Annotated in this window: 16 protein-coding genes and 2 pseudogenes; 2 read left to right on the top strand and 16 right to left on the bottom strand. The window is 41.4% G+C overall.

From position 1 onward, the window contains the following. Positions 1–26: 26 nt before the first annotated feature. From MKY14_RS23825 to MKY14_RS23885, 13 genes and pseudogenes are all read right to left on the bottom strand, one after another. Positions 27–1,139: a helix-turn-helix domain-containing protein gene (locus MKY14_RS23825; protein WP_340977504.1), complete on the bottom strand. Its 1,113-nt coding sequence runs from the start codon at positions 1,137–1,139 to the stop codon at positions 27–29. A gap of 215 nt (positions 1,140–1,354) precedes the next feature. Further along, positions 1,355–2,206 (bottom strand): hypothetical protein, encoded by an 852-nt coding sequence (locus MKY14_RS23830; protein ID WP_340977506.1) that lies wholly within the window; start codon positions 2,204–2,206, stop codon positions 1,355–1,357. Beyond that, complete coding sequence (locus tag MKY14_RS23835; protein WP_081383426.1) at positions 2,199–2,777, bottom strand: sigma-70 family RNA polymerase sigma factor; 579 nt, start codon at positions 2,775–2,777, stop codon at positions 2,199–2,201. The genes MKY14_RS23830 and MKY14_RS23835 overlap by 8 nt, the downstream gene beginning before the upstream one ends. A 282-nt stretch (positions 2,778–3,059) precedes the next feature. Beyond that, positions 3,060–3,593 carry an NADPH-dependent FMN reductase gene (ssuE, locus tag MKY14_RS23840; RefSeq protein WP_340977507.1) on the bottom strand — a complete coding sequence of 178 codons (534 nt, stop codon included), beginning with the start codon at positions 3,591–3,593 and terminating at the stop codon, positions 3,060–3,062. Then, positions 3,593–4,951 (bottom strand): LLM class flavin-dependent oxidoreductase, encoded by a 1,359-nt coding sequence (locus tag MKY14_RS23845; RefSeq protein WP_340977508.1) that lies wholly within the window; start codon positions 4,949–4,951, stop codon positions 3,593–3,595. The genes ssuE and MKY14_RS23845 overlap by 1 nt, the downstream gene beginning before the upstream one ends. Positions 4,952–5,088: 137 nt before the next feature. Next, positions 5,089–6,096, bottom strand: coding sequence for an ABC transporter substrate-binding protein (locus MKY14_RS23850; protein ID WP_340977509.1), 1,008 nt, complete (start codon positions 6,094–6,096; stop codon positions 5,089–5,091). A gap of 153 nt (positions 6,097–6,249) precedes the next feature. Continuing rightward, positions 6,250–7,020: an ABC transporter permease gene (locus tag MKY14_RS23855; RefSeq protein WP_340978057.1), complete on the bottom strand. Its 771-nt coding sequence runs from the start codon at positions 7,018–7,020 to the stop codon at positions 6,250–6,252. A gap of 74 nt (positions 7,021–7,094) precedes the next feature. Further along, complete coding sequence (locus MKY14_RS23860) at positions 7,095–7,904, bottom strand: ABC transporter ATP-binding protein (protein ID WP_248549468.1); 810 nt, start codon at positions 7,902–7,904, stop codon at positions 7,095–7,097. Positions 7,905–8,167: 263 nt separating this feature from the next. Then, a pseudogene (locus MKY14_RS23865) lies at positions 8,168–9,358 on the bottom strand (nuclease domain-containing protein); the annotation flags it as partial. A 12-nt stretch (positions 9,359–9,370) separates the two neighbouring features. Beyond that, positions 9,371–10,582: a DUF2357 domain-containing protein gene (locus MKY14_RS23870; protein WP_340977511.1), complete on the bottom strand. Its 1,212-nt coding sequence runs from the start codon at positions 10,580–10,582 to the stop codon at positions 9,371–9,373. Continuing rightward, a pseudogene (locus MKY14_RS23875) lies at positions 10,554–11,636 on the bottom strand (McrB family protein); the annotation flags it as partial. The pseudogene MKY14_RS23875 and the gene MKY14_RS23870, both read right to left, overlap by 29 nt. 153 nt (positions 11,637–11,789) lie before the next feature. Continuing rightward, complete coding sequence (locus MKY14_RS23880; protein ID WP_076128503.1) at positions 11,790–12,122, bottom strand: nucleotide pyrophosphohydrolase; 333 nt, start codon at positions 12,120–12,122, stop codon at positions 11,790–11,792. A gap of 176 nt (positions 12,123–12,298) precedes the next feature. Next, complete coding sequence (locus tag MKY14_RS23885) at positions 12,299–12,937, bottom strand: DNA-binding protein (RefSeq protein ID WP_340977512.1); 639 nt, start codon at positions 12,935–12,937, stop codon at positions 12,299–12,301. 178 nt (positions 12,938–13,115) lie between these two features. Here MKY14_RS23885 and MKY14_RS23890 point away from each other — a divergent pair, with 178 nt between their 5' ends. Next, complete coding sequence (locus tag MKY14_RS23890) at positions 13,116–13,460, top strand: helix-turn-helix domain-containing protein (protein WP_280753631.1); 345 nt, start codon at positions 13,116–13,118, stop codon at positions 13,458–13,460. A 174-nt stretch (positions 13,461–13,634) separates the two neighbouring features. Continuing rightward, on the top strand, positions 13,635–15,284 hold the full coding sequence (locus MKY14_RS23895) for a DUF2075 domain-containing protein (RefSeq protein WP_280753670.1): 1,650 nt from the start codon (positions 13,635–13,637) through the stop codon (positions 15,282–15,284). Between the two features lie 731 nt (positions 15,285–16,015). Here the strand turns inward: MKY14_RS23895 and MKY14_RS23900 are convergent. From MKY14_RS23900 to MKY14_RS23910, 3 genes are all read right to left on the bottom strand, one after another. After that, positions 16,016–16,267 (bottom strand): hypothetical protein, encoded by a 252-nt coding sequence (locus MKY14_RS23900; RefSeq protein ID WP_280753630.1) that lies wholly within the window; start codon positions 16,265–16,267, stop codon positions 16,016–16,018. 789 nt (positions 16,268–17,056) lie between these two features. Beyond that, positions 17,057–18,466: a 3'-5' exonuclease gene (locus MKY14_RS23905; RefSeq protein WP_280753629.1), complete on the bottom strand. Its 1,410-nt coding sequence runs from the start codon at positions 18,464–18,466 to the stop codon at positions 17,057–17,059. Then, complete coding sequence (locus MKY14_RS23910; RefSeq protein ID WP_340977514.1) at positions 18,408–18,662, bottom strand: hypothetical protein; 255 nt, start codon at positions 18,660–18,662, stop codon at positions 18,408–18,410. The genes MKY14_RS23905 and MKY14_RS23910 overlap by 59 nt, the downstream gene beginning before the upstream one ends. Between the last annotated feature and the right edge of the window lies 1 nt (position 18,663).

The raw sequence follows: 18,663 nt of genomic DNA on the forward strand, positions 1-18,663 counted from the left end.
CATCTTATGATTAGACATGTACATTTTCAAGGTATCATCATTACTGCAACTTCCTCTAGCATTCGTTTTAAAGCCACAGGAGAGTATTCAAACCAAGGATCGGAGTGAATAACATAGATTTGTCCCTGTTCGATAGCCTCTAACTGTCTAAACCCAACATCTCTCTGCAAATGATGCCAAGTTGCTCGTGACTCATCATCGGGGCAAATAATCGTAAACAGCTTATCCACCTTCAATCTACTTAACTCTTCAAAAGTAATCTCTGCATTATATAGACCGGGCTGCTCATAACTAGATTCCGCTCCCAAATCCTGAAATAAAAGATGCTGAATGCCTGTATTACAATAAGCAAAGATTTGCTGCTGATAGATACGTATAACTAGAACTTTAGGTGGTGTAGAGTTCCAGCCTAATCCGCGACGAACGTCTTCCAATCTTGCCCTATATTGCGTGATCCACTGTTTCGCTTCTTCTTGTTTATTTAGTCGGGCAGCAAGTTCAGTTAAGGCTACTAAACAATCTTGCTTATCATTCAGCCAATAGATTGGAAAATGATCCTCTATCCGTTTTACCAGCTCTGACGACAAATCTTTGGGAGAAATTAGAAGATCAATTGGCAAATGCAATAGCTCATTGGGGCTGCAATAATTTTTGTTTTGCGTCAAGGTTACCTTATGCTCGATTTCTTGCGCCCACAAATTATAGTAGTACGGTGTCCACTTTGCACTTAAAGGTGCAGCAAACGGGATGATCCCTGCCGCGTGTAGATACCCCATCATATTCCCAGTTACAACACCGATATGAGATTTTTGCTGGCTGGAATACATCGTTGGCGAGATCCCTTCAACCTTTTTGAACACTCGGCTAAAATAAAACTCATCACTATATCCAACCGCCTCTGCTATAAACTTTAAGCGAACATCTTCCTTTTGCAATAATTGTTTAGCCTTTTGAATCCGCAGCTGGGTAACGAACTCCATTGGACTTTGTATATATTCCTGTTTAAACGCCGAGGAAAAATAACTGGAGCTAAGTCCAGAAAGATTAGCTAAATGTGCTAAAGACAGGTGCTTCGTGAAATTCTCTTCTATATATTTTCTAACCTCGCTTAAATCCGTCTTTTGCGATTGTTTTTGCATGCTGTCACCTCTTTACTGCTTATATAAATACACTTAACTCTTTATTCATTCATTAATTGATAATCATTATCAATTATACTTTTGTTTTTGGGGGGTGGCAATGGTTGGGAACGTTCTATAAAAGTGTGCTCAAAAAAGAAGACGCTCAGGGGACTAATCCCCTCGCGTCTTCTGTCTGTAACTATAAGCTGCTGCTGCTGCCCAGAGTAAGTCTTTTATTTTGAATCTACAGCCGGAGCCGGAGCTGCAACCGCTGCTCCATTCTTTTGCAAGTTCTCCTTCACTTGACCTTGCTCTAAAGTCTGAACAGGCGCACCAATGTTAAAGCTATCAATGATTTTCCCTAGTGTAGCTTGGTCAAAGTCTACTTGGGAATACAACTCTACTGTATAGCCATCCTGTTCCCATATCACAATTCCATTTGCATAATAAACCTTAGTCCCGTTGATTACTTCTGTCTTCACTTCTTCCGTAGTGCTGATCCCATTGTCCCCGCCCTTGGAGATTAGAAAATTCACAGCATTCTCTCCAGAATTATACTGCACTTCAACCATGCTGGTCCCCTGAAGAACACAATTCACAAACTCATAATCTCCCATCCAATCGGGTGCCGGGAAGTTCATGCCAAGTGCTGCACGTGCTTCATCCAGATTCAACTTAGCTGCAACCGGCAATTCAATGACCGCATTCTCCCCGCCTTGGGCATCTTCAGATGGAGTCATTGACTGTGCAGCCGATGGGATTTCCTTATCGTATTGTGTGATTTCGAGATTTCCCACTTCAAACTTTGCCATGATCGACTGGAACATATCCTGTGCGTAGGAGGTTGCAGAGAATGCTCCACCCAGACAAATTACTGCACTGCCAATCACTATTGCATTTCTCCAGCTGCTTTTTTTCATCGTTATCCCGTCCTTTATCTCTGATTGGGGGTTAAGTGCCCCATGGTCCAATTTGTATATCAAGCGGTTATAGATTCTTTCTTTGGCGGTAGTGCTGCCCTGTTCGGCATTCTCAAGCAGTTCTATGGTTTTGCTGAATTTGGTGAGATCATCTTTCTTATTCATTTTTGAACCCTCCTGCCTTTAAGGAAATATGCAGTTTTTTCAAGCTTCTATATACTACGACACCGATATTGGACTCACTAACTCCCATGATCTGTGCAATTTCGGAATTTTTCAGCCCAGCCCCATATTTCATTGCAATGATATTGCGTTCCTTCTCACGCAGCTTGGAGAGCGCCTTGAACAGTGCCTGATTATTATCCTCACGGATCGCCAGCTCCTCAGGAGACGGCTTGGGAAATATAAGCTCCAGCAACGAATCCAGTGAGGTATAGCTTCTTTTCTTCTGCGCCCGAAAATAATCCGTTACAGCGTTTCTTACAATGGCAAACAGCCACACCTCAAAATTCGATTTTTCTTGTGAAAAACTATAATACTTACACATCACGGTCTCAAAAACCTGACTGCATATGTCCTCTGCCGCATGGTGGTTATTAATTCGATAACAGATATATTTGTAAACACGTTGGTAGTACGTATCATACATCCGGGTAAATTCCTCTTTGGACATGATAGCTTCACGTGATCTTTCGGTATTCATGTAACGCTCCACTTTACCCTGGATAACCTCCATCTCCACCCTCCTTCCACTCACCTTCATCGAAAAGCTAAACAAATTGCGCAATTTGTTGTGAAGAAACTTACATATGTTAATACGGAGAAACGCCTAAACCATTAACAAATCTTTTGATATAATCGTGGGATGGCAAGAAACCATCATACAACTTATAGTTCACCAAATGGAGACTGGGGACCTTTTTCAACGTTGGTTCATGAGATTAACAATCACAACACAAAAAACGCAACCCCGAAAGGCTGCGTTAATGTTAACCCCTAACTTCCTGTTCTCCCTAGTCTAATTAGTTATTTTTGCAGGTACAAGCTTTAGTAATTCCACGGTTAGCCTCTGCTCCGCTTCCTCATCAATACGATACCCATCAGCTTCTAAGCGTTCAATTTGCCGATCCAAGAAATAAACCGTATTTAAAATCTCAGTAGCACCCAGTACAGATAAGACGGGTTTTAATGCATATTCAATCGCTAGAAGATGGCCTAACGAACCCCCAATAGCAATAGGTACAATTCGCTTACCAACCAGCGCTTTTTGCGGAAGGAGATCTAAATAGGTCTTCAAGATTCCCGTATAGGAGGCTTTATAGATAGGCGTTAATACGGCGACAATATCCGCTTCTTCCACTAGCGCATTGGCCCGCAGAATCTCCTCACTGGCGAAATTGGCCGTAAGCAAATCGTCCGCTGGTAACTCATGTACATAGATCGAATGATGCCAAATCCCCTCTTGCGTTAGAAATCTTTCAACCTGCTGATGAATAGCTGTTAATCGAGATTTTCTAGTATTTCCTCCATTAATAATGACTGCTTTGCTCATTACACATTCCCTCCTGTACTCGCACCGGTTAGTGCTTTTTCAAGTGTTGTTACAACAGGTACAGATAGCCCTAAATTTCCTCGAAGCGTATAACTCTCATATTCAGTACGGAATAAGCCTCTACGCTGTAATTCAGGAATCACTAATTCAACAATATCGTTAAAGCCCTCCGGGAAATGGGGAGGCATCACATTAAATCCATCTGCACCATCGTTTAAGAACCATTCTTCTAATTGATCTACGATTTGTTCAGGGGTTCCAACGATTTCCCGGTGTCCGCGTGCTCCAGCGATACGCTCATAGATTGCACGAATAGATTGCAGATTCTCACGTTTGGCGATATCACGAATAATGTTGTAGCGGATCCGCGGATTGGTGTCATCTTCAATTGAACTGAATTCCGGAAGTGGTTCTTCGACATCATACCCTGACAGATCAATGTTAGTGAAAGACGACAAATACGATAATCCTACTTCAGGTAAAATATAGCTGTTTAATTGCTGCTGCTTCAACAAAGCTTCTTCCTCTGTTTTCGCTACAGTAATAAACACACCCGGCATGATCTTCAAGTCCTCCGGTTTACGTCCATATTTAGCCAACCGCCCTTTCACATCACGATAAAAGGTTTGCGCTTCTTCAAGCGTCTGCCATGCTGTAAAAATAACCTCTGCGGTCTTCGCAGCTAACTCTTTTCCAGATTCCGATGATCCGGCTTGAACAATCACAGGATACCCTTGTGGTGTGGTTGATGAATCCAGTGAACCCTGTACCTTAAACCAAGCTCCCTGATGATCAACAGGATGTACCTTTTCTACATCTAAATACCGACCTTGCTCCTTGTCGATGACCAGCGCCTCAGACTCAATAGACAACCAGAGTTGTTTGACAACCTCCACAAATTCCTCAGCACGTTCATAGCGGGACGCATGCTGCAAATGTTTATCCTTACCAAACAGGAGAGCTTCACCCTCATTGGCTGATGTTACTACATTCCAGGCGGCACGCCCCTTGGACAAATGATCAATCGCTGCGAATTTACGCGCTACATGGTATGGATCGTTATAGGTAGTAGTCAACGTGGCCGTTAGCCCGATATTCTTAGTCACTGCTGCAAGTGCGGAGATAATAATAACGGGATCTAGCTTTAATGATGATTGTGCATTTCCGGACAGCTTTTGACCTAATACATCTGCAAAAAATATCATATCGAACTTGCCACGCTCAGCCGTTTGTGCAATCTCCGTTAAATACTCCAAATCAAATGCCCGACTTGCCCCTGAAGAAGGATGACGCCAGCTTGCTACATGATGACCGGGTAGATTAATGAATGCCCCTAATTTCATTTGTTTTTTTGTCATGTTAACCACTCCTATTGTTTGATTTTCTATTAAGGAAATCCGTACACAAAGGCGGACGCTCACGCTCCTACAGTTCCAAACTTCCCCTCCGCCACTCTTCCTTTTTAGATTGTTGTAGATTCAACTCATATAAAAAATTATTTAGCAAATGGATTAAATTCGTTCGTATATAACTCTTCCGGCTTCACTTGGCCTTCCTTTAGCTCCCCATTTGCCACAAGCCAATCAATCCAAACATCGTATTCCGATGGTGTAATGACGCCGCCCTCTTCAGATATGCCTGTACTCTTCCAAAACTTAAGATTATCCGTGGTTTCCTTTCGTTCACGCTTATTAATAATTTCCTCAAATCGCTTAATGACTTCCTCCCTAGGTGTGGTTCGTGCCCATTCAATCGCCTTAGCCACTCCATCTACAAATTGCCTGACGGTATTCGGATTCTCCTTGATATACTGATCTGTAAAGAAATAATCACCCGCAGTAAACTCTGTGCCAAACACATCAATATCCTTAAAAATTTCTGCGACCCCACCTGTTGTTAAAGCCCGATCCCGGGCAATCCCGCTTAACATAACCACATCGATCTGATGATTTCGCAGAATCTGTTCTGCACTAGAACTTGGAACTGTCACTAAGGTTACTTGTTCAATTTCCTTTTCGGTCAAGTTGCCTTGGCGTAAATAATCTTTAATGACGAATTCCGAATGGGCACCGAGAATATTCACCCCTACTTTTTTACCAATAAAATCTTTAGCCGACTTTATAGCTCCCCCCTCGAGGGCATATGCACCTACATACGTATTTTTATCACTGCCGTAGGAGCCAATGACGGACTTTATTTTTACATTCTTGGCGTAGGATTTAATAATGGCTCCATTGAATGCTGCACCAAAGTCAATTTGTTTCGTCGCGGTTAATTGAATACTTTCCGGACCACCCACGCTATCACCTATAGACTCTAACTTCAAATCTCCTAGGTAACCTAAATCGTCGGCCAGCTCTGGGAAAGACACACTTCCAGGTGCAGACTGATATTGCAGGATCTGATCTTCTCCACTTTTGGCGGAGGACTTCCCCTCTGAGCAGCCAGATAAAATACCACTAACCAAGCCTACAAGTATAAGCAGTGCTACTGTTTTGTTCATCTCGCTTCTCCTTTTCCAAATGAATTGTATTTTTCTGAGCTACAGTTCCAAACTTCCCTCCGCCACTCTTCCTTTTTAGATTGTTTTAAGTACAATTAATTCAATTTGTTTAGTTGGTATTATTCCAAAAAAATATCATTCAAAATCATCCTTCTATTCATTCACCGGTTGCTTCCATTTAGAAAATTTACGCTCGAGCATGGTCAAGCCTTGGTTGATTAGCAAACCCAACAAAGCAATGGTTAATATACCGGCGTACATTTGAGGGATCTGAAAGTTATATTGAGAATAAGTGATTAAATAGCCTAAGCCTTCTTTTGCCCCTACCATTTCTGCAGCAATCAACACTAATATCGCCCCTGTTCCTGCCATTCGAATCCCTGTAAAAATAGTTGGCACGGATGCCGGCAAAATCACCTTTAGAAATAACTTAAACGACTTAATATTCATGGATTTGGCCGCTTTTATAAGCAAGGGATCAACGTTACCTACAGCAGCAATCGTATTTAGAAGAATAGGCCATGTGCAAGCAAATAAGACGATTGTAATCTTAGAGGTTTCACCAATCCCTAACAGCAGCATAAATACCGGAAGTAAAGCGAGCGCAGCCGTATTTCGGAACAATTCCAACACTGGATTTAACAGCTCTCGGGCCAATGGATACCAGCCAATCAGTAATCCTAACGGGATCGCAATCACTAACGCTAATGCAAATCCACTGAACGAGCGAATGATACTCGCTAAGAAATGAGTGAATAGCTCACCTGAGACAATCAAATTCCATAAGGCGGTGATTACCTCAGAAATAGGTGGGAAAAATGCTGCGTCAACTAAGCCCGCCCGTGGTGCGATTTCCCATAGTAAGAACAATAAGACTAAAACAATAGACTGTTTAAACACTTTAAGCACGCCGGAAAAAGAAATAGGATTTCGTTTCTTTAGCTGTAACGTTGAATGAACAGACTTAACGGATTCGATGGGAATCCCCCCTTTATAGATTAAATATATGCACCTTTGTATTCAGGTTCATGCAAATAACCCCATACCTCATGTCGAGCCTTCACAAAATCAGGATGTGAGCGAATATCCGCATCTTCCAATCGTGATTGAAGCGGAATATCTACAATCTTCCTCACCGTCCCGGGCCCTGGTGTCAGTACGACTACCCGCTCCCCAAGATAAACGGCCTCATCAATGCCATGCGTAATAAATATGATGGTTTTTTGGGTCTTCTGCCAAATCCGTAAAAGCTCACTTTGCAGGGATTCACGTGTTTGGGCGTCCAGTGCGGCAAAAGGCTCATCCATTAACAAGACATCTGGGTTAAAGGCAAGACTTCTGGCAATGGCTACACGCTGCTTCATCCCCCCGGAAAGCTCATGTGGATAACGGTCTCCGAAATCACTAAGCCCAACTAACGAAAGAAAATGCCCAACCTGTTCGCTACGTTCATGCTTCGGAATCCCCTTTGCTTCTAACCCAAATTCAATATTGCCACGCGCGGTCTTCCACGGAAATAAAGCATACTGCTGAAACACAATACCTCGATCAAGCCCTGGACCTGTTATTGTGTGACCATCTATTAAAATGCGACCCTGTGTGGGGGATGATAAACCACTAATCAAATCAAGCAAAGTTGACTTACCGCACCCGCTTGGCCCCACTATCGTTATGAATTCACCTTTTCTTACGGAAAAGTCCAACTCTTTTACCGCCGTGAATTGCTGCGTTCCCTCCTTTTGCTTAGAATCTCGGACACTGAACGTTTTGGTGACACTCTCAAATCTGATTTTCTCAGCAGCAGCCATTGACTTCACCTCTTTTAGTTATTATTACGGGAAAGTGATTGTTCGCCAAAAAGGCTCAGATGACAACGACTAGCGTTTGTCCCCTGAGCCTCTGGTTGAACCAGTCAGCATATTCCGTTTCGTACTCACGATCACTAAAATTTAAACATCAATAATTTGTATTAATCTGATGGGATTACTATATTTTAATCCGCTGGGGTTGTCAACAATAAATTCATAATTATGGAATTAACTAAACAAACCTTACTTCATGTTCACTAACCTTAAATATTCCGAACTTCAACAACCTTTCCCAAGTCCACATACTGGTCATGATCCAACTTCACCTTCACTCTACCCCTTCGGCGTTTCTCACGCCATTCACGAAGATCTCCCTCCGTTTCTAAGCGAAGCTCCGCGATTTCCAAGGCACGATCCAGAATATATTTACTCGTATAGAGCACCGTTTGTATTCTTTGACCACCTAGCATGATAGGAGACGTAATTGCTTTCCATTCCTCGACCGTAAATCGTACATACAGATCTTCTTCAGTACCCGGGCGACAAGGAACCTCTTTAATCTCATTACGCCGCAGCACCTTCCAATCCGCTACTTTCCCTACCCAGTGAATCCCCGTTTTTGCAGGATCAATGAACTTTTTGCGGGATTGGCACATCGCTACGTATTCAATTTGCGTTAGGATCTTCTGGTTTGCAAGATTCCTTAACGGCATATGATAAAAAGCTTTCCGCAGCGCCACCTCCACTTGTTCGGGTCCCCGGACAGAACCAACAAGCACATTTTTGCCCGCGAGTTGGTTGGTATAGTATTCTTTCGTGCCGCGTGGACGAGTCGAGCGTTCATAAGCTTTTTCCGGACTATCCTGAATAATCTCATCCAAGAATCGCTCCACTAGGCTTGTAGAATTCGGTAGGAATGGCAAAGCGCCAATATTCAATAGCTCGATGCTTTTGTAGAATCGGTGGGTCTTATACCGCTCCTCATCCGGGTAGGGGAATAAAACATAGGCGCCAAACATGCTTCGCTCATATTCTTCCGATCCCTTCTCCTGATACACAATGGCATCCCGATAACGGTGCATGGTGTTGATGTCATCCTCTTCAGGACCAGGCTGCCTATAAGTGCGGTGATAGGAAGTCCCTTCATAAGCCGGATTTAATCGGTATTTCGCATCAAAAACATACTTATACTCTTTGATTTTGCCAGCATCCTTCTTCTTCAGTGTCAGCACATTATCCGGACGCTGATTGAGCGTCGGTGCCTTATCCGAGCTAGGAATCGCATTATAATACAGGATGAACTGCTCTCCGTTAACTGGATTCTCGTACACCATCTTAGCACTCTGCGAGCGGTCAAGTGTAACAAAAATACCATTCCGATTCACCTTAATAATATCCTGCTTCACCAGCTTATACTTCTGACCCAGAAGCTGATTCAACTTGAGGAAGCACCAGTATTCATAGAGCTACGCGACATCCTTCATAGACAGGCGCAGCAGATCACCTTGGATCGACAAGCCTTTGAGCAGCAATAGATAACAGCGATAGACCTCGCGGTATCCAGGGGCCATCTGCAGCACCAGTGTAACGGACATCTGCCTCAGTACTCCAACCTCACGCAAAAAATCCATCTTGAGCACCCGCTCTAGTTGAGTGAGCATGTTGTCTAACCTTTTTATAAGTAATGGATCTGGGGTTCGGTTTTTAATCTTCCAGCGACCCTTGAGCTCTTTCAGCTTTCCATGAATGCGTTCCAGCATCCAGCGGATGAACCTATTCTCATTAGTATCATAGGCGAGGCGTCTTCGTGTCTCCATTAAATGTGTGGCTGTGTAATTTCGGCTGCCGATGGTCAAGAATCCATGGTTCATGTCTTCTCTTAATCGTTCGGGATGCTTCGCGAGCTCGCGGATGTTCTCTCTTCCTGCCTTTTTGACCCGATTAGCATCCATTAGTCGGCGGTCCTGAAGCAGAGCGTAATTGGGATTCTTGTTAATCCGCTCAACGGCATCCAAGAGCTGTCTAAACACATGCTGAAGTATGGTGAAAAACTCCGTCAGGCTCTGATGCTGCGTCTCCCGCAAGCCTGTTAGTTGGTAGGTTTTGCGCAAAAAATCAAAAGCCAAGTTATAAATCTGCTCATTCACTTCATTTAAAATATTCTGGTAATCCAGCTTGTAATCCATTTTAGAGGGGAAGATCTCCATCTCTACCCGCAGCAAAGCCTGTCCCGAACTGCGGATCTCCCATTCCGTCAAACCGACCTCATTCCCAAAGTTCAGCACACCCGCAAGAATAGACTCACCTAGGGGCTTAATTGCCTGCCGAAGCAGCACATTGTCATGATAAAAAGAGAGGTTAGCAGCGGTCTTCCTCTGGATCACCAGCTCATACGACTGTGTCTCATAAAAACAAGGAAAAACAGACTCCCCCGGCTGCCAGCCCACCATCCCGTGAGCTTCAGGAGAAAACACTTTAATCTGAACATTACCAAGCCGTTCGGAGCATGTAATCCCAAACTGAGCATTTACCCACTCCTGACTAGAAGAACGATGAAGCTGCAAGGTCTCCACAGTAGGATGATATGGCCTTCCTTGAAGAAAAAGCGTAAAAAGCTCCGTTTCTACACGGAGCAATTCTATCGCCTGATTAAGAGAGCCAGTATGAGGTGAATCCATCTTCCTCCAGCCTCCTAAGCATAAAAGCCAATTTACGCGCACTTTGTGGATGTTTGGCTGTAGGGGGAGTTTGTCCAGCAGCCCATCTCATATACAGTGGAATAGCATCATCCATGAAAGCTGGGAAGTCTACTGTAACACCAGATCTGGTACCCAGAGCCTCTTTCATCAAGTTCAATAATACCCGGCGAACCGATGAATGGCTCCCTTGAATGCGCGGCAGTATCTTTTGCAGCAGTTGCCAGTCAAAAGCTTCTTCTTCACTCATCAGCTTATACCGTTCGTTATAGATCATATAGAAGCAAATCGCATCGCGTACCCGGAAACCTACATGAGCATGGACATCCTCAAGCAGAGCATTGATCTTAACCAATCTCTCTGTCGTCCGGACAACTAGCTCTTTATTGGCATCATAAGCATCCACTAGCTGCAAATAATCGGAGCGCAGAAAAAGATGATTCAGTTCGGCAAGATCAGCGGGGTCCGTCTCTTCCTGCTCACTCATGTCCGGGTACTGCTGCAAATTGATGTAATTGAACTCCAGTGTGTTGGCTCGGTCCAGTACCTTTTTGCTAAAAGGATGTGTCGTTTCGTCCATATTCACAGTCCCGATTAAGAACACATTCTCCGGGATACCGAGGCTGCCAAACTTCCCTTGATCCTCAGGCGTATCCAGCATGGTAGAAGATATGAGATCCTGTGTCTGGATCTTACCCTCCTGCCAGTCCTGTGTTTCCAGCACACTTAGCAGATCACTGAAATAATGCTCTACCCGCGCCAGATTCATCTCATCCAAACAGATAAAATATGGTTTATGTCCATTCTCCTGCTTCCGCGCCTCTACTAATACTTCCGTAAGCGGACCCGGTTTGAACCTGCCCGAAAGATCCTTGTACCCCAGCAGATCCGCAGGATCACTCCAATCCGGCCGCACTGGGATCAAGGTAAACTGTCCGTTAGTCCCCGTTGCACCAAGAGCTTCTGCAAACAGCTTCACCAACCGAGTCTTCCCTGTTCCCGATATCCCCGCCAGGATGACAAAAGGCTTAGTCTTCCAGATACTCTCGATTTCAGGCTTTTCTTCCCCGGCACTGAGCAGCATCCCCATTTGATAAATGCATTCTCAATTTCCACTGTTAGCTGGTTGCTATCGACTTTCTCCCGCAAAGCTAGTGCACAGCTGCTGCAAATGATCATGCATGCTCCCCTATAAATCAGTATATTTTTCTTTCTTCCCAAACGCCTTTTCAATTGGATACTTGGCTTCATTCTTCTTCAGCTTAGCGAGTATTATGTCTTCAAGGTCTAGCTCTAACGACTGCGCTAAGTACACTGCGTACACTAGTACATCTGCAATTTCATCGGCGATCTGTTCCTTTTTGGACTGAACTGCTTCCTCGGAAGACTTCCATTGAAAGATTTCTAGCAATTCAGACGCTTCAATACTCAACGAAATCGCCAAATCCTTCGGATTATGGAACTGTTCCCAGTTCCTATTGTCTCGAAAGGCCAAGATTTGTTTTAAAAGCTCTTCTCTCATCTGTGTGCTCCTGTCATGATAAATAAGTAAAGAACGCAAAAGAGGCAATTCTCCCTTACCTAGGATTCGCCTCTGAATGGTCACTCATGGCCACGCTTTGGCCTTGTTATACGCTTCTTAATTAAGAATATTATGGAGACCAGGAATAGTCAAACTAAATAAGGTAGACAACTATATTAGACCTTCCGCATATTATATAAATTCACTAGATAACAAAACCTTCTGTACTTCAACTGCGTGGTATTATCCTGTACTGATTTGATTTCACTTATATCATCAGTTAAGTGGTTCAACTGCTCATCCACGTTCAATCCATAACAAATTGCAGTTTTCATAATTACAACCAGCCCATCAAGCAATCCCTTTGGATAGGTATGAAGAAAGCGAACATACTCATCCAAGAGTTCTATTTTTCCAGATAAAATCTCTACAGCATATAAATTCACTTTTGCCAAATATCGAAATTCACAAGCAATTTCTTGCCCCTCCGTTCCTAAGTCCTCTAACCACCCAAGTTCTACATATCTATAAATACTATCCCTGGCCTGCTCGTAATCCCCCAGATGCTGATATGCAACTCCCCGCATCTGTTGACTGAAACCAAAATAATAAACAAGAGGGCGTTGCATCTTAACTGAGGGGATCGTCACCCCCATCACTTTACAGTACAACCGCTCTTCATAAATACGCTGGGCATAGCTATGCAAAATATCTGCAGTGTATAGCAACTTGTTCCACTGTTCGAAGTACTGCGCAGTTTCCAGCATTTCGACAAGAAAATCTGGGTTGAAGGACTTAAGAATTGAGAGGTGCATAGGTATAACCTCCTTATAAAGGGTTTTTCCAGAAAAAGCTTCTTTCTCGATTCATATGCAAGTAGTAGAATAAATAAAATATACTACTCATAAGAAGTTTTTTCAATAAATTTTACCGCCTATGAATCCCTGCTATTTATACCTTTACTCTCCTACCCTTTAGGAGAGGTGAATAATAATGACAAAGTTACGCAACTTGGTTGGAGATAGAGTAAGGGATATTCGGAAATCAAAGGGCTTAACCCAACAAAAACTTGCGGAGTTATCAAATCTGGATGATGCTTATATAGGGTCAGTAGAACGAGGGGAACGAAACTTCTCTATAGATTCACTTGAGAAAATTGTGGTAGCCTTAAAGGTTCAGCCAAGTGAATTTTTTCAGAATTACGATAAACAAAATGAGGTTGAAGCTGCTCAACGAGCGGCAGTTGATGAGTATATGGTTGCTGTGAGCGGCTTAAGTATTAAGCAAATTGAGGCTATGATGAGGATTGTAAAAGAGGTAAGCGGGGTCTTAAAATAGTGCACTAGCTCTTTTAGGTTATCTTTGTTATTTTCCCTTCATACATAAACATTCTTTTCTGTAAAAGTCATTAGTCTAAAAATGACTTAAGTATTTTGGAGTTGATTGCAAATATTGGAACAGCAAAGCTTTGTATTCAATCTCTATGAAAATCCAATCATGCAGGAGACTAAAATGGCGAGTGAACTTGTTTTTGAGAAAATAGGCTTTAATAAGTGGGATTCTGATCACATTCAAGCAGATTATTTAATCAATCATCCAGTCATCTATATTCTTTATAATCAAAAGTTGTCCCAAGCTTATATTGGACAAACTGTTCACGTGAAGAGACGACTAAATGAGCACCTTAAAAATCCACAACGCAAAATGCATAATCAAACAATAATTATTGGGGACGAGAGGTTTCATCAATCTGCCACTTATAACATCGAGACCAATCTAATTAATTATTTTATTGCTGAAAATCAATTTAAACTCCAAAATGTAAGCCAAACAGTAAAAACCCAGATGCACAATTATTACCAAAAGGAATATTACAACCAAGAAATATTCATGCAAATATGGAAAAGGTTGAAGCAAGAACATATTGTAGAGCAAACACTTGAGAACTTAAGAAATAAGGATACGTATAAGCTTTCTCCGTATAGAGAGCTCTCGGAACAGCAACTAGAAGTAAAAAATTCGGTTATCGAGTTTTGCAAAAAGCACGCTAAAAAAACTACTCCTCACGTACTATTAATTGAAGGCAACGCAGGCACAGGCAAAAGTGTATTATTAAGTTCTCTATTTAACACTATTCAAGATTATGCTAACGATGATAGCTCCAATTTGAATGGTACAAATAATTACTTATTGGTAAATCATAGCGAAATGTTAAAAACCTATCAAAGTATAGCTAAGAGTCTCCCTAATTTGAAAAAGAAAAACTTTTTGAAACCAACATCTTTCATAAACAAAACAGTTGATCCAAATACCAAACCAGCTAATATTGTATTAGTAGATGAAGCACACTTACTCTTAACTAAAGAAGACTCTTATAACAACTTCCGGTATGCGAATCAATTGGAGGAGATCATTAAAAGAAGTGCTGTAACTATTGTAATCTTTGATCCGAGGCAGGTTCTCAAGATTAAAAGTTATTGGAATAAACAAATGCTAAATGAAATAACAGAGAAATATCACACCAAAAAATTCCTGTTAACCGACCAATTTCGAATGGATGCAGGTCCAGAAATCATAAATTGGATCGACAGTTTTCTTTCTAAGAAGCTTGTCAAGATTCCTACAGTAAGCAATAATGCATATGATCTACAAATCTTCAGTGACATACATCAATTGAAGAAAGCGATTGAAGACAAGAATCAGGAATTTGGTTTATCCAGAATGGTATCTACCTTTGATTATGAACATAAAAAGGATGGGGAGATATACTACGTAGAAGCTGATGGTCTGAAAATGCCGTGGAATATAACGAGAAACAATACTACTTGGGCCGAAGAAGTTCATACTATTCAAGAAGTAGGTTCTATTTATACGATCCAGGGTTTTGACTTGAATTATGTTGGTGTAATCCTTGGCCCATCCATTGGATACGATGAGAAAACAGATCAAATTCTAATTTACGTCACTAAGTACAAGGACGTAGGTGCCTTTACCTCACGAACTGATTTCTCCAATGAGAAAATAAAACAGATTAAAGAAGAGATCATATTGAATTCGCTCAATGTTTTAATGAAACGTGGCATCCATGGACTCTATATTTATGCTACCGATCCAAAGCTAAGAGCAAGATTATTATCATGCCGTCCCGATGCAGGCTCTTAGGAGTCTGCAATAACCTTATCTCTCTCTTCTCTAGTTACATCTTTTATTGCCTATTTCATCGCTATTCCTATCATAATGAGTAAAGTGAATTTTTGTTGTCGCGGCAGAAAGCCCGAATTGAATTCCGTCTATACTCGAACCGACAAACAGGTATTTTCGTGTCTCTTCTACAATTCGCCTTTCATCGATCATTAATCCACCCATTCAAATTGCACGCCATGGTCCTTCTTAATTATCAGAAAACCATGGTTCAATTTATTAAAAACTTATCATCAGTACATCCTCTCTTCGACTTAACGCCTCAGGTGAAACAATGCTGAATGGTTCTGTCAAGGGCCGTTCACCGTTAACCAATTGGCATAACCTTTACTCAGTAACTCTTTTCAGTTCAAATTGTGTTGCCTCTAATATCAAGATAAGTCTGTCATTATTCACATCCAAAAAACTTACGGGTATAGCAAGTCCTGTAGAAGAGTCGGAGATACTTAATACTTTTACTTCATCATTCATCCTTAAACTCGGCATATCCATTTTATAAACTCTATAAAAAGAGTCATTATTATAATGTACTTCTGTAATGTTATAGAGTGGAGCTTCTAGCTCATATTGATAAACAGGATAGTGTTCAAACCCTTTTGATGAAAAGGAATCTTTATTAATTATAAGTTCATTACCAATAACGTTTTGCCCTGTTGGATATTCAGAAGCATCATTATAGGAATTCGCAAATCCTAAAAGGTTTCAACTTTCCAAGTTCCATAGAAGAACTTCTCAGTTTCACTATCCAGATCCTTACTTCCTACAAAAGGTTCAGATGTATTACTTGGAATAAGATTATCTTCTTTTCCAGCATCCATTGATGGTTCAACCGTAGCGATATTCTTTGCAATTCCATAATCTTGATTTTTTAATACCGATACATTACTACATCCAACCAAACAGGCAGACAATATAGTCACGATAAGAAATATTTTAACCCTCATGATTCATCCTCCAAACACCCGTTCATTTTTATTTCGTTCTCGAAACTTCTGGAAATTTCACTGGCTTATCTCCTGACGGCATATAGGTTTTGATTGGCGACAAATAATCGAACTGTGTAGCAAAGCCGGCGTTCTAAAAATTGTATAACTTCAACACTTCCCCCCAATTGTTCCTCCCGAAGCTGTCGATTTCATTTATGGACGGTTCACTGTGCACCAAATTCAAATCGTAATCGATTTGACAGTTGTCGCTCTCATTGACCAAATCCTGCAATCCAAGTCGTAAGGCTATATTCGTTTTCGGCGGCACCTGCTGATAGACGAATCGTCTTACGAGCCCCCCTTTTCAAACAGCTCATTATAACTATACCAAAACATGGCTAAAAGCAATGTTCTCCACTGGTGTAGCTTGCAGAAAAATATCTGATGATACTGCAATTGGGACAACCTATTATTTTGCTCATCATTTAACCATTAATAGCGATGGCAAAAAATTTAATGGTAGCAGCTATAAGATATTTTCAGGAGTTCGTAAAAATTAATCATACGTGGTTCTTCAAAAACAGAGATCTAAAGGTAGCATAACTGCTAACACAAGGTTATACCAACCTATCGCACGGAATTCATTCCATAGATTCAGATTAAAAGACGATCAGTGATTGCCCTTTGCAGAAACTGGTCGTCTCTATTCTTTTACGGTCCTCCTTCTCTAAATTCATACAAAAACAATTTGTATCCTTACCAAAATATCTTTGAAGAAATACGGCTCTTGAGCGGCTTTTTAGATTGTTAAATAACTATTTTCTGATAGTACGCTTTACCAAGTTCATCTAATAAAAAGTGACGATCCCCGTAAGTGAAAAGGTTTAAAACTTGCATGGCTCGCGACATAGCGACATATAATAAGCGACGTTCAATATTCCAATCGAAGTCTTCTCCTAATCTCTCTTCTGTGGGTGGATCGACTAAATCCGTAATAAATACATATTTAAATTCTAATCCTTTGGCTGTATGAAATGAGGTCAGCTTGATACCAGGATCATGGTGGGTACCAATTAGATCTGGATCAGTTTTTTTGAATGGTGATTTGATGAAATGATATTTCTTTTTTACCCCATCTAGTAAATCCACTACACGCTTCATATGTTTTTTATTGCGCGATAATATACCAATAGTAGCTTCAGGATCTTCTTTTTGAATTAGCTCAATTGCCTCTAATAGTGCTTTCTTTTGTTCTTCAATCCCTTTTGTATAAAACACTTTTGGCTTAGGACCTTTTTTTGTTGGTAGGTCTGGACGAGTAAATTCCTCATCTTTAGAAATTTCGTCCTTTTCCTGGATGCTGTAAGCAAGCTCCATAATTTCCTTGGTTGAGCGATATGAATTGCGCAGTACCTTTGTACGACCACCTTTAATATTTAATCCAACGCCTTCCCATGTAAAAGAAGTCGTAAATATTTTTTGTCCTTGATCTGCACCGACTACACAGGACTTACGTGCAATGTGACACAGCACCTGCATATTGACCTTTGTAAAATCTTGTGCCTCATCAATAAATACATGGTCAAACTTTGACTCCTCCTGGATTTTCCCCAATTGTCGTGACATTTGAAGGCCAAAATCATGATAATCTATGCGGTAATCCAGCTGCTTTTGGTAGGCCTCGTAAATTTTATACATCACTTTACGATCTTCTACAGAAAGGCGAACCTTCCCACCTCGGCCTTTGCGAGGGGCTTTATCATACATGTTAAATTCACATAGATCCGAGCCTTTAATCCAGCCTATTTCCTCTTCTATAAAAGTAATTAAATCTTTGTTATTCACAAAACGATGTTTAGGATATTCCTGCTTTACCCCCTCAATTGCCTCGAGCAGCATTTGGCGTGTAAAATTCTCTAAATAGAACTTTTTTTTAAACGTTTTAAAATAGTTTTTCATTGCCCACAAATGAAAAGTTGAAACTGTCAAATTCGGTAATTTGTATTTCTCCAGCTGCCTAATAACAGAGGCAGTTAACGCACTTCCATATGAAAATACGGCTACGGTTTCGTCAGGATGCTTCGCTGCAACATCACGTGCTTTTTCAAGCAGTATTAACGTTTTTCCGCTGCCAGCAATACCACGAATCAATAATTGATCACCTGAGTAATTTATAATTTCCTTCTGCTGTGCAGAATACGTAATATCTCTCTTCACCTAAAGCCCCCCCCCAAAAATCGTCGTCATTTGTAAGTTCTAAAGATGGCTCAATCATTGAGTCGGCTCCCTTACTGCTGGCAATATCTTTCCGCAAGACATTACGAAGAAGCTCTATATTAACGGCAGCCTCAACTGCTTCCGTCTGTACAGACTGCCAGCTTGTACTTACCTGCTTCCAAAAAGATAAATTCATT

This window comes from Paenibacillus sp. FSL R5-0887 (genome assembly GCF_038002305.1).
Lineage (GTDB): Bacteria > Bacillota > Bacilli > Paenibacillales > Paenibacillaceae > Paenibacillus_AQ > Paenibacillus_AQ odorifer.

Bases quoted from the DNA above. Each gene is read 5' to 3' on its own strand.
- MKY14_RS23825 (WP_340977504.1), bottom strand. From the start codon at position 1,139: ATGCAAAAACAATCGCAAAAGACGGATTTAAGCGAGGTTAGAAAATAT.
- MKY14_RS23830 (WP_340977506.1), bottom strand. From the start codon at position 2,206: ATGAATAAGAAAGATGATCTCACCAAATTCAGCAAAACCATAGAACTG.
- MKY14_RS23835 (WP_081383426.1), bottom strand. From the start codon at position 2,777: ATGGAGGTTATCCAGGGTAAAGTGGAGCGTTACATGAATACCGAAAGA.
- ssuE (WP_340977507.1), bottom strand. From the start codon at position 3,593: ATGAGCAAAGCAGTCATTATTAATGGAGGAAATACTAGAAAATCTCGA.
- MKY14_RS23845 (WP_340977508.1), bottom strand. From the start codon at position 4,951: ATGACAAAAAAACAAATGAAATTAGGGGCATTCATTAATCTACCCGGT.
- MKY14_RS23850 (WP_340977509.1), bottom strand. From the start codon at position 6,096: ATGAACAAAACAGTAGCACTGCTTATACTTGTAGGCTTGGTTAGTGGT.
- MKY14_RS23860 (WP_248549468.1), bottom strand. From the start codon at position 7,904: ATGGCTGCTGCTGAGAAAATCAGATTTGAGAGTGTCACCAAAACGTTC.
- MKY14_RS23870 (WP_340977511.1), bottom strand. From the start codon at position 10,582: ATGGATTCACCTCATACTGGCTCTCTTAATCAGGCGATAGAATTGCTC.
- MKY14_RS23880 (WP_076128503.1), bottom strand. From the start codon at position 12,122: ATGAGAGAAGAGCTTTTAAAACAAATCTTGGCCTTTCGAGACAATAGG.
- MKY14_RS23885 (WP_340977512.1), bottom strand. From the start codon at position 12,937: ATGCACCTCTCAATTCTTAAGTCCTTCAACCCAGATTTTCTTGTCGAA.
- MKY14_RS23890 (WP_280753631.1), top strand. From the start codon at position 13,116: ATGACAAAGTTACGCAACTTGGTTGGAGATAGAGTAAGGGATATTCGG.
- MKY14_RS23895 (WP_280753670.1), top strand. From the start codon at position 13,635: ATGGCGAGTGAACTTGTTTTTGAGAAAATAGGCTTTAATAAGTGGGAT.
- MKY14_RS23900 (WP_280753630.1), bottom strand. From the start codon at position 16,267: ATGAGGGTTAAAATATTTCTTATCGTGACTATATTGTCTGCCTGTTTG.
- MKY14_RS23910 (WP_340977514.1), bottom strand. From the start codon at position 18,662: ATGAATTTATCTTTTTGGAAGCAGGTAAGTACAAGCTGGCAGTCTGTA.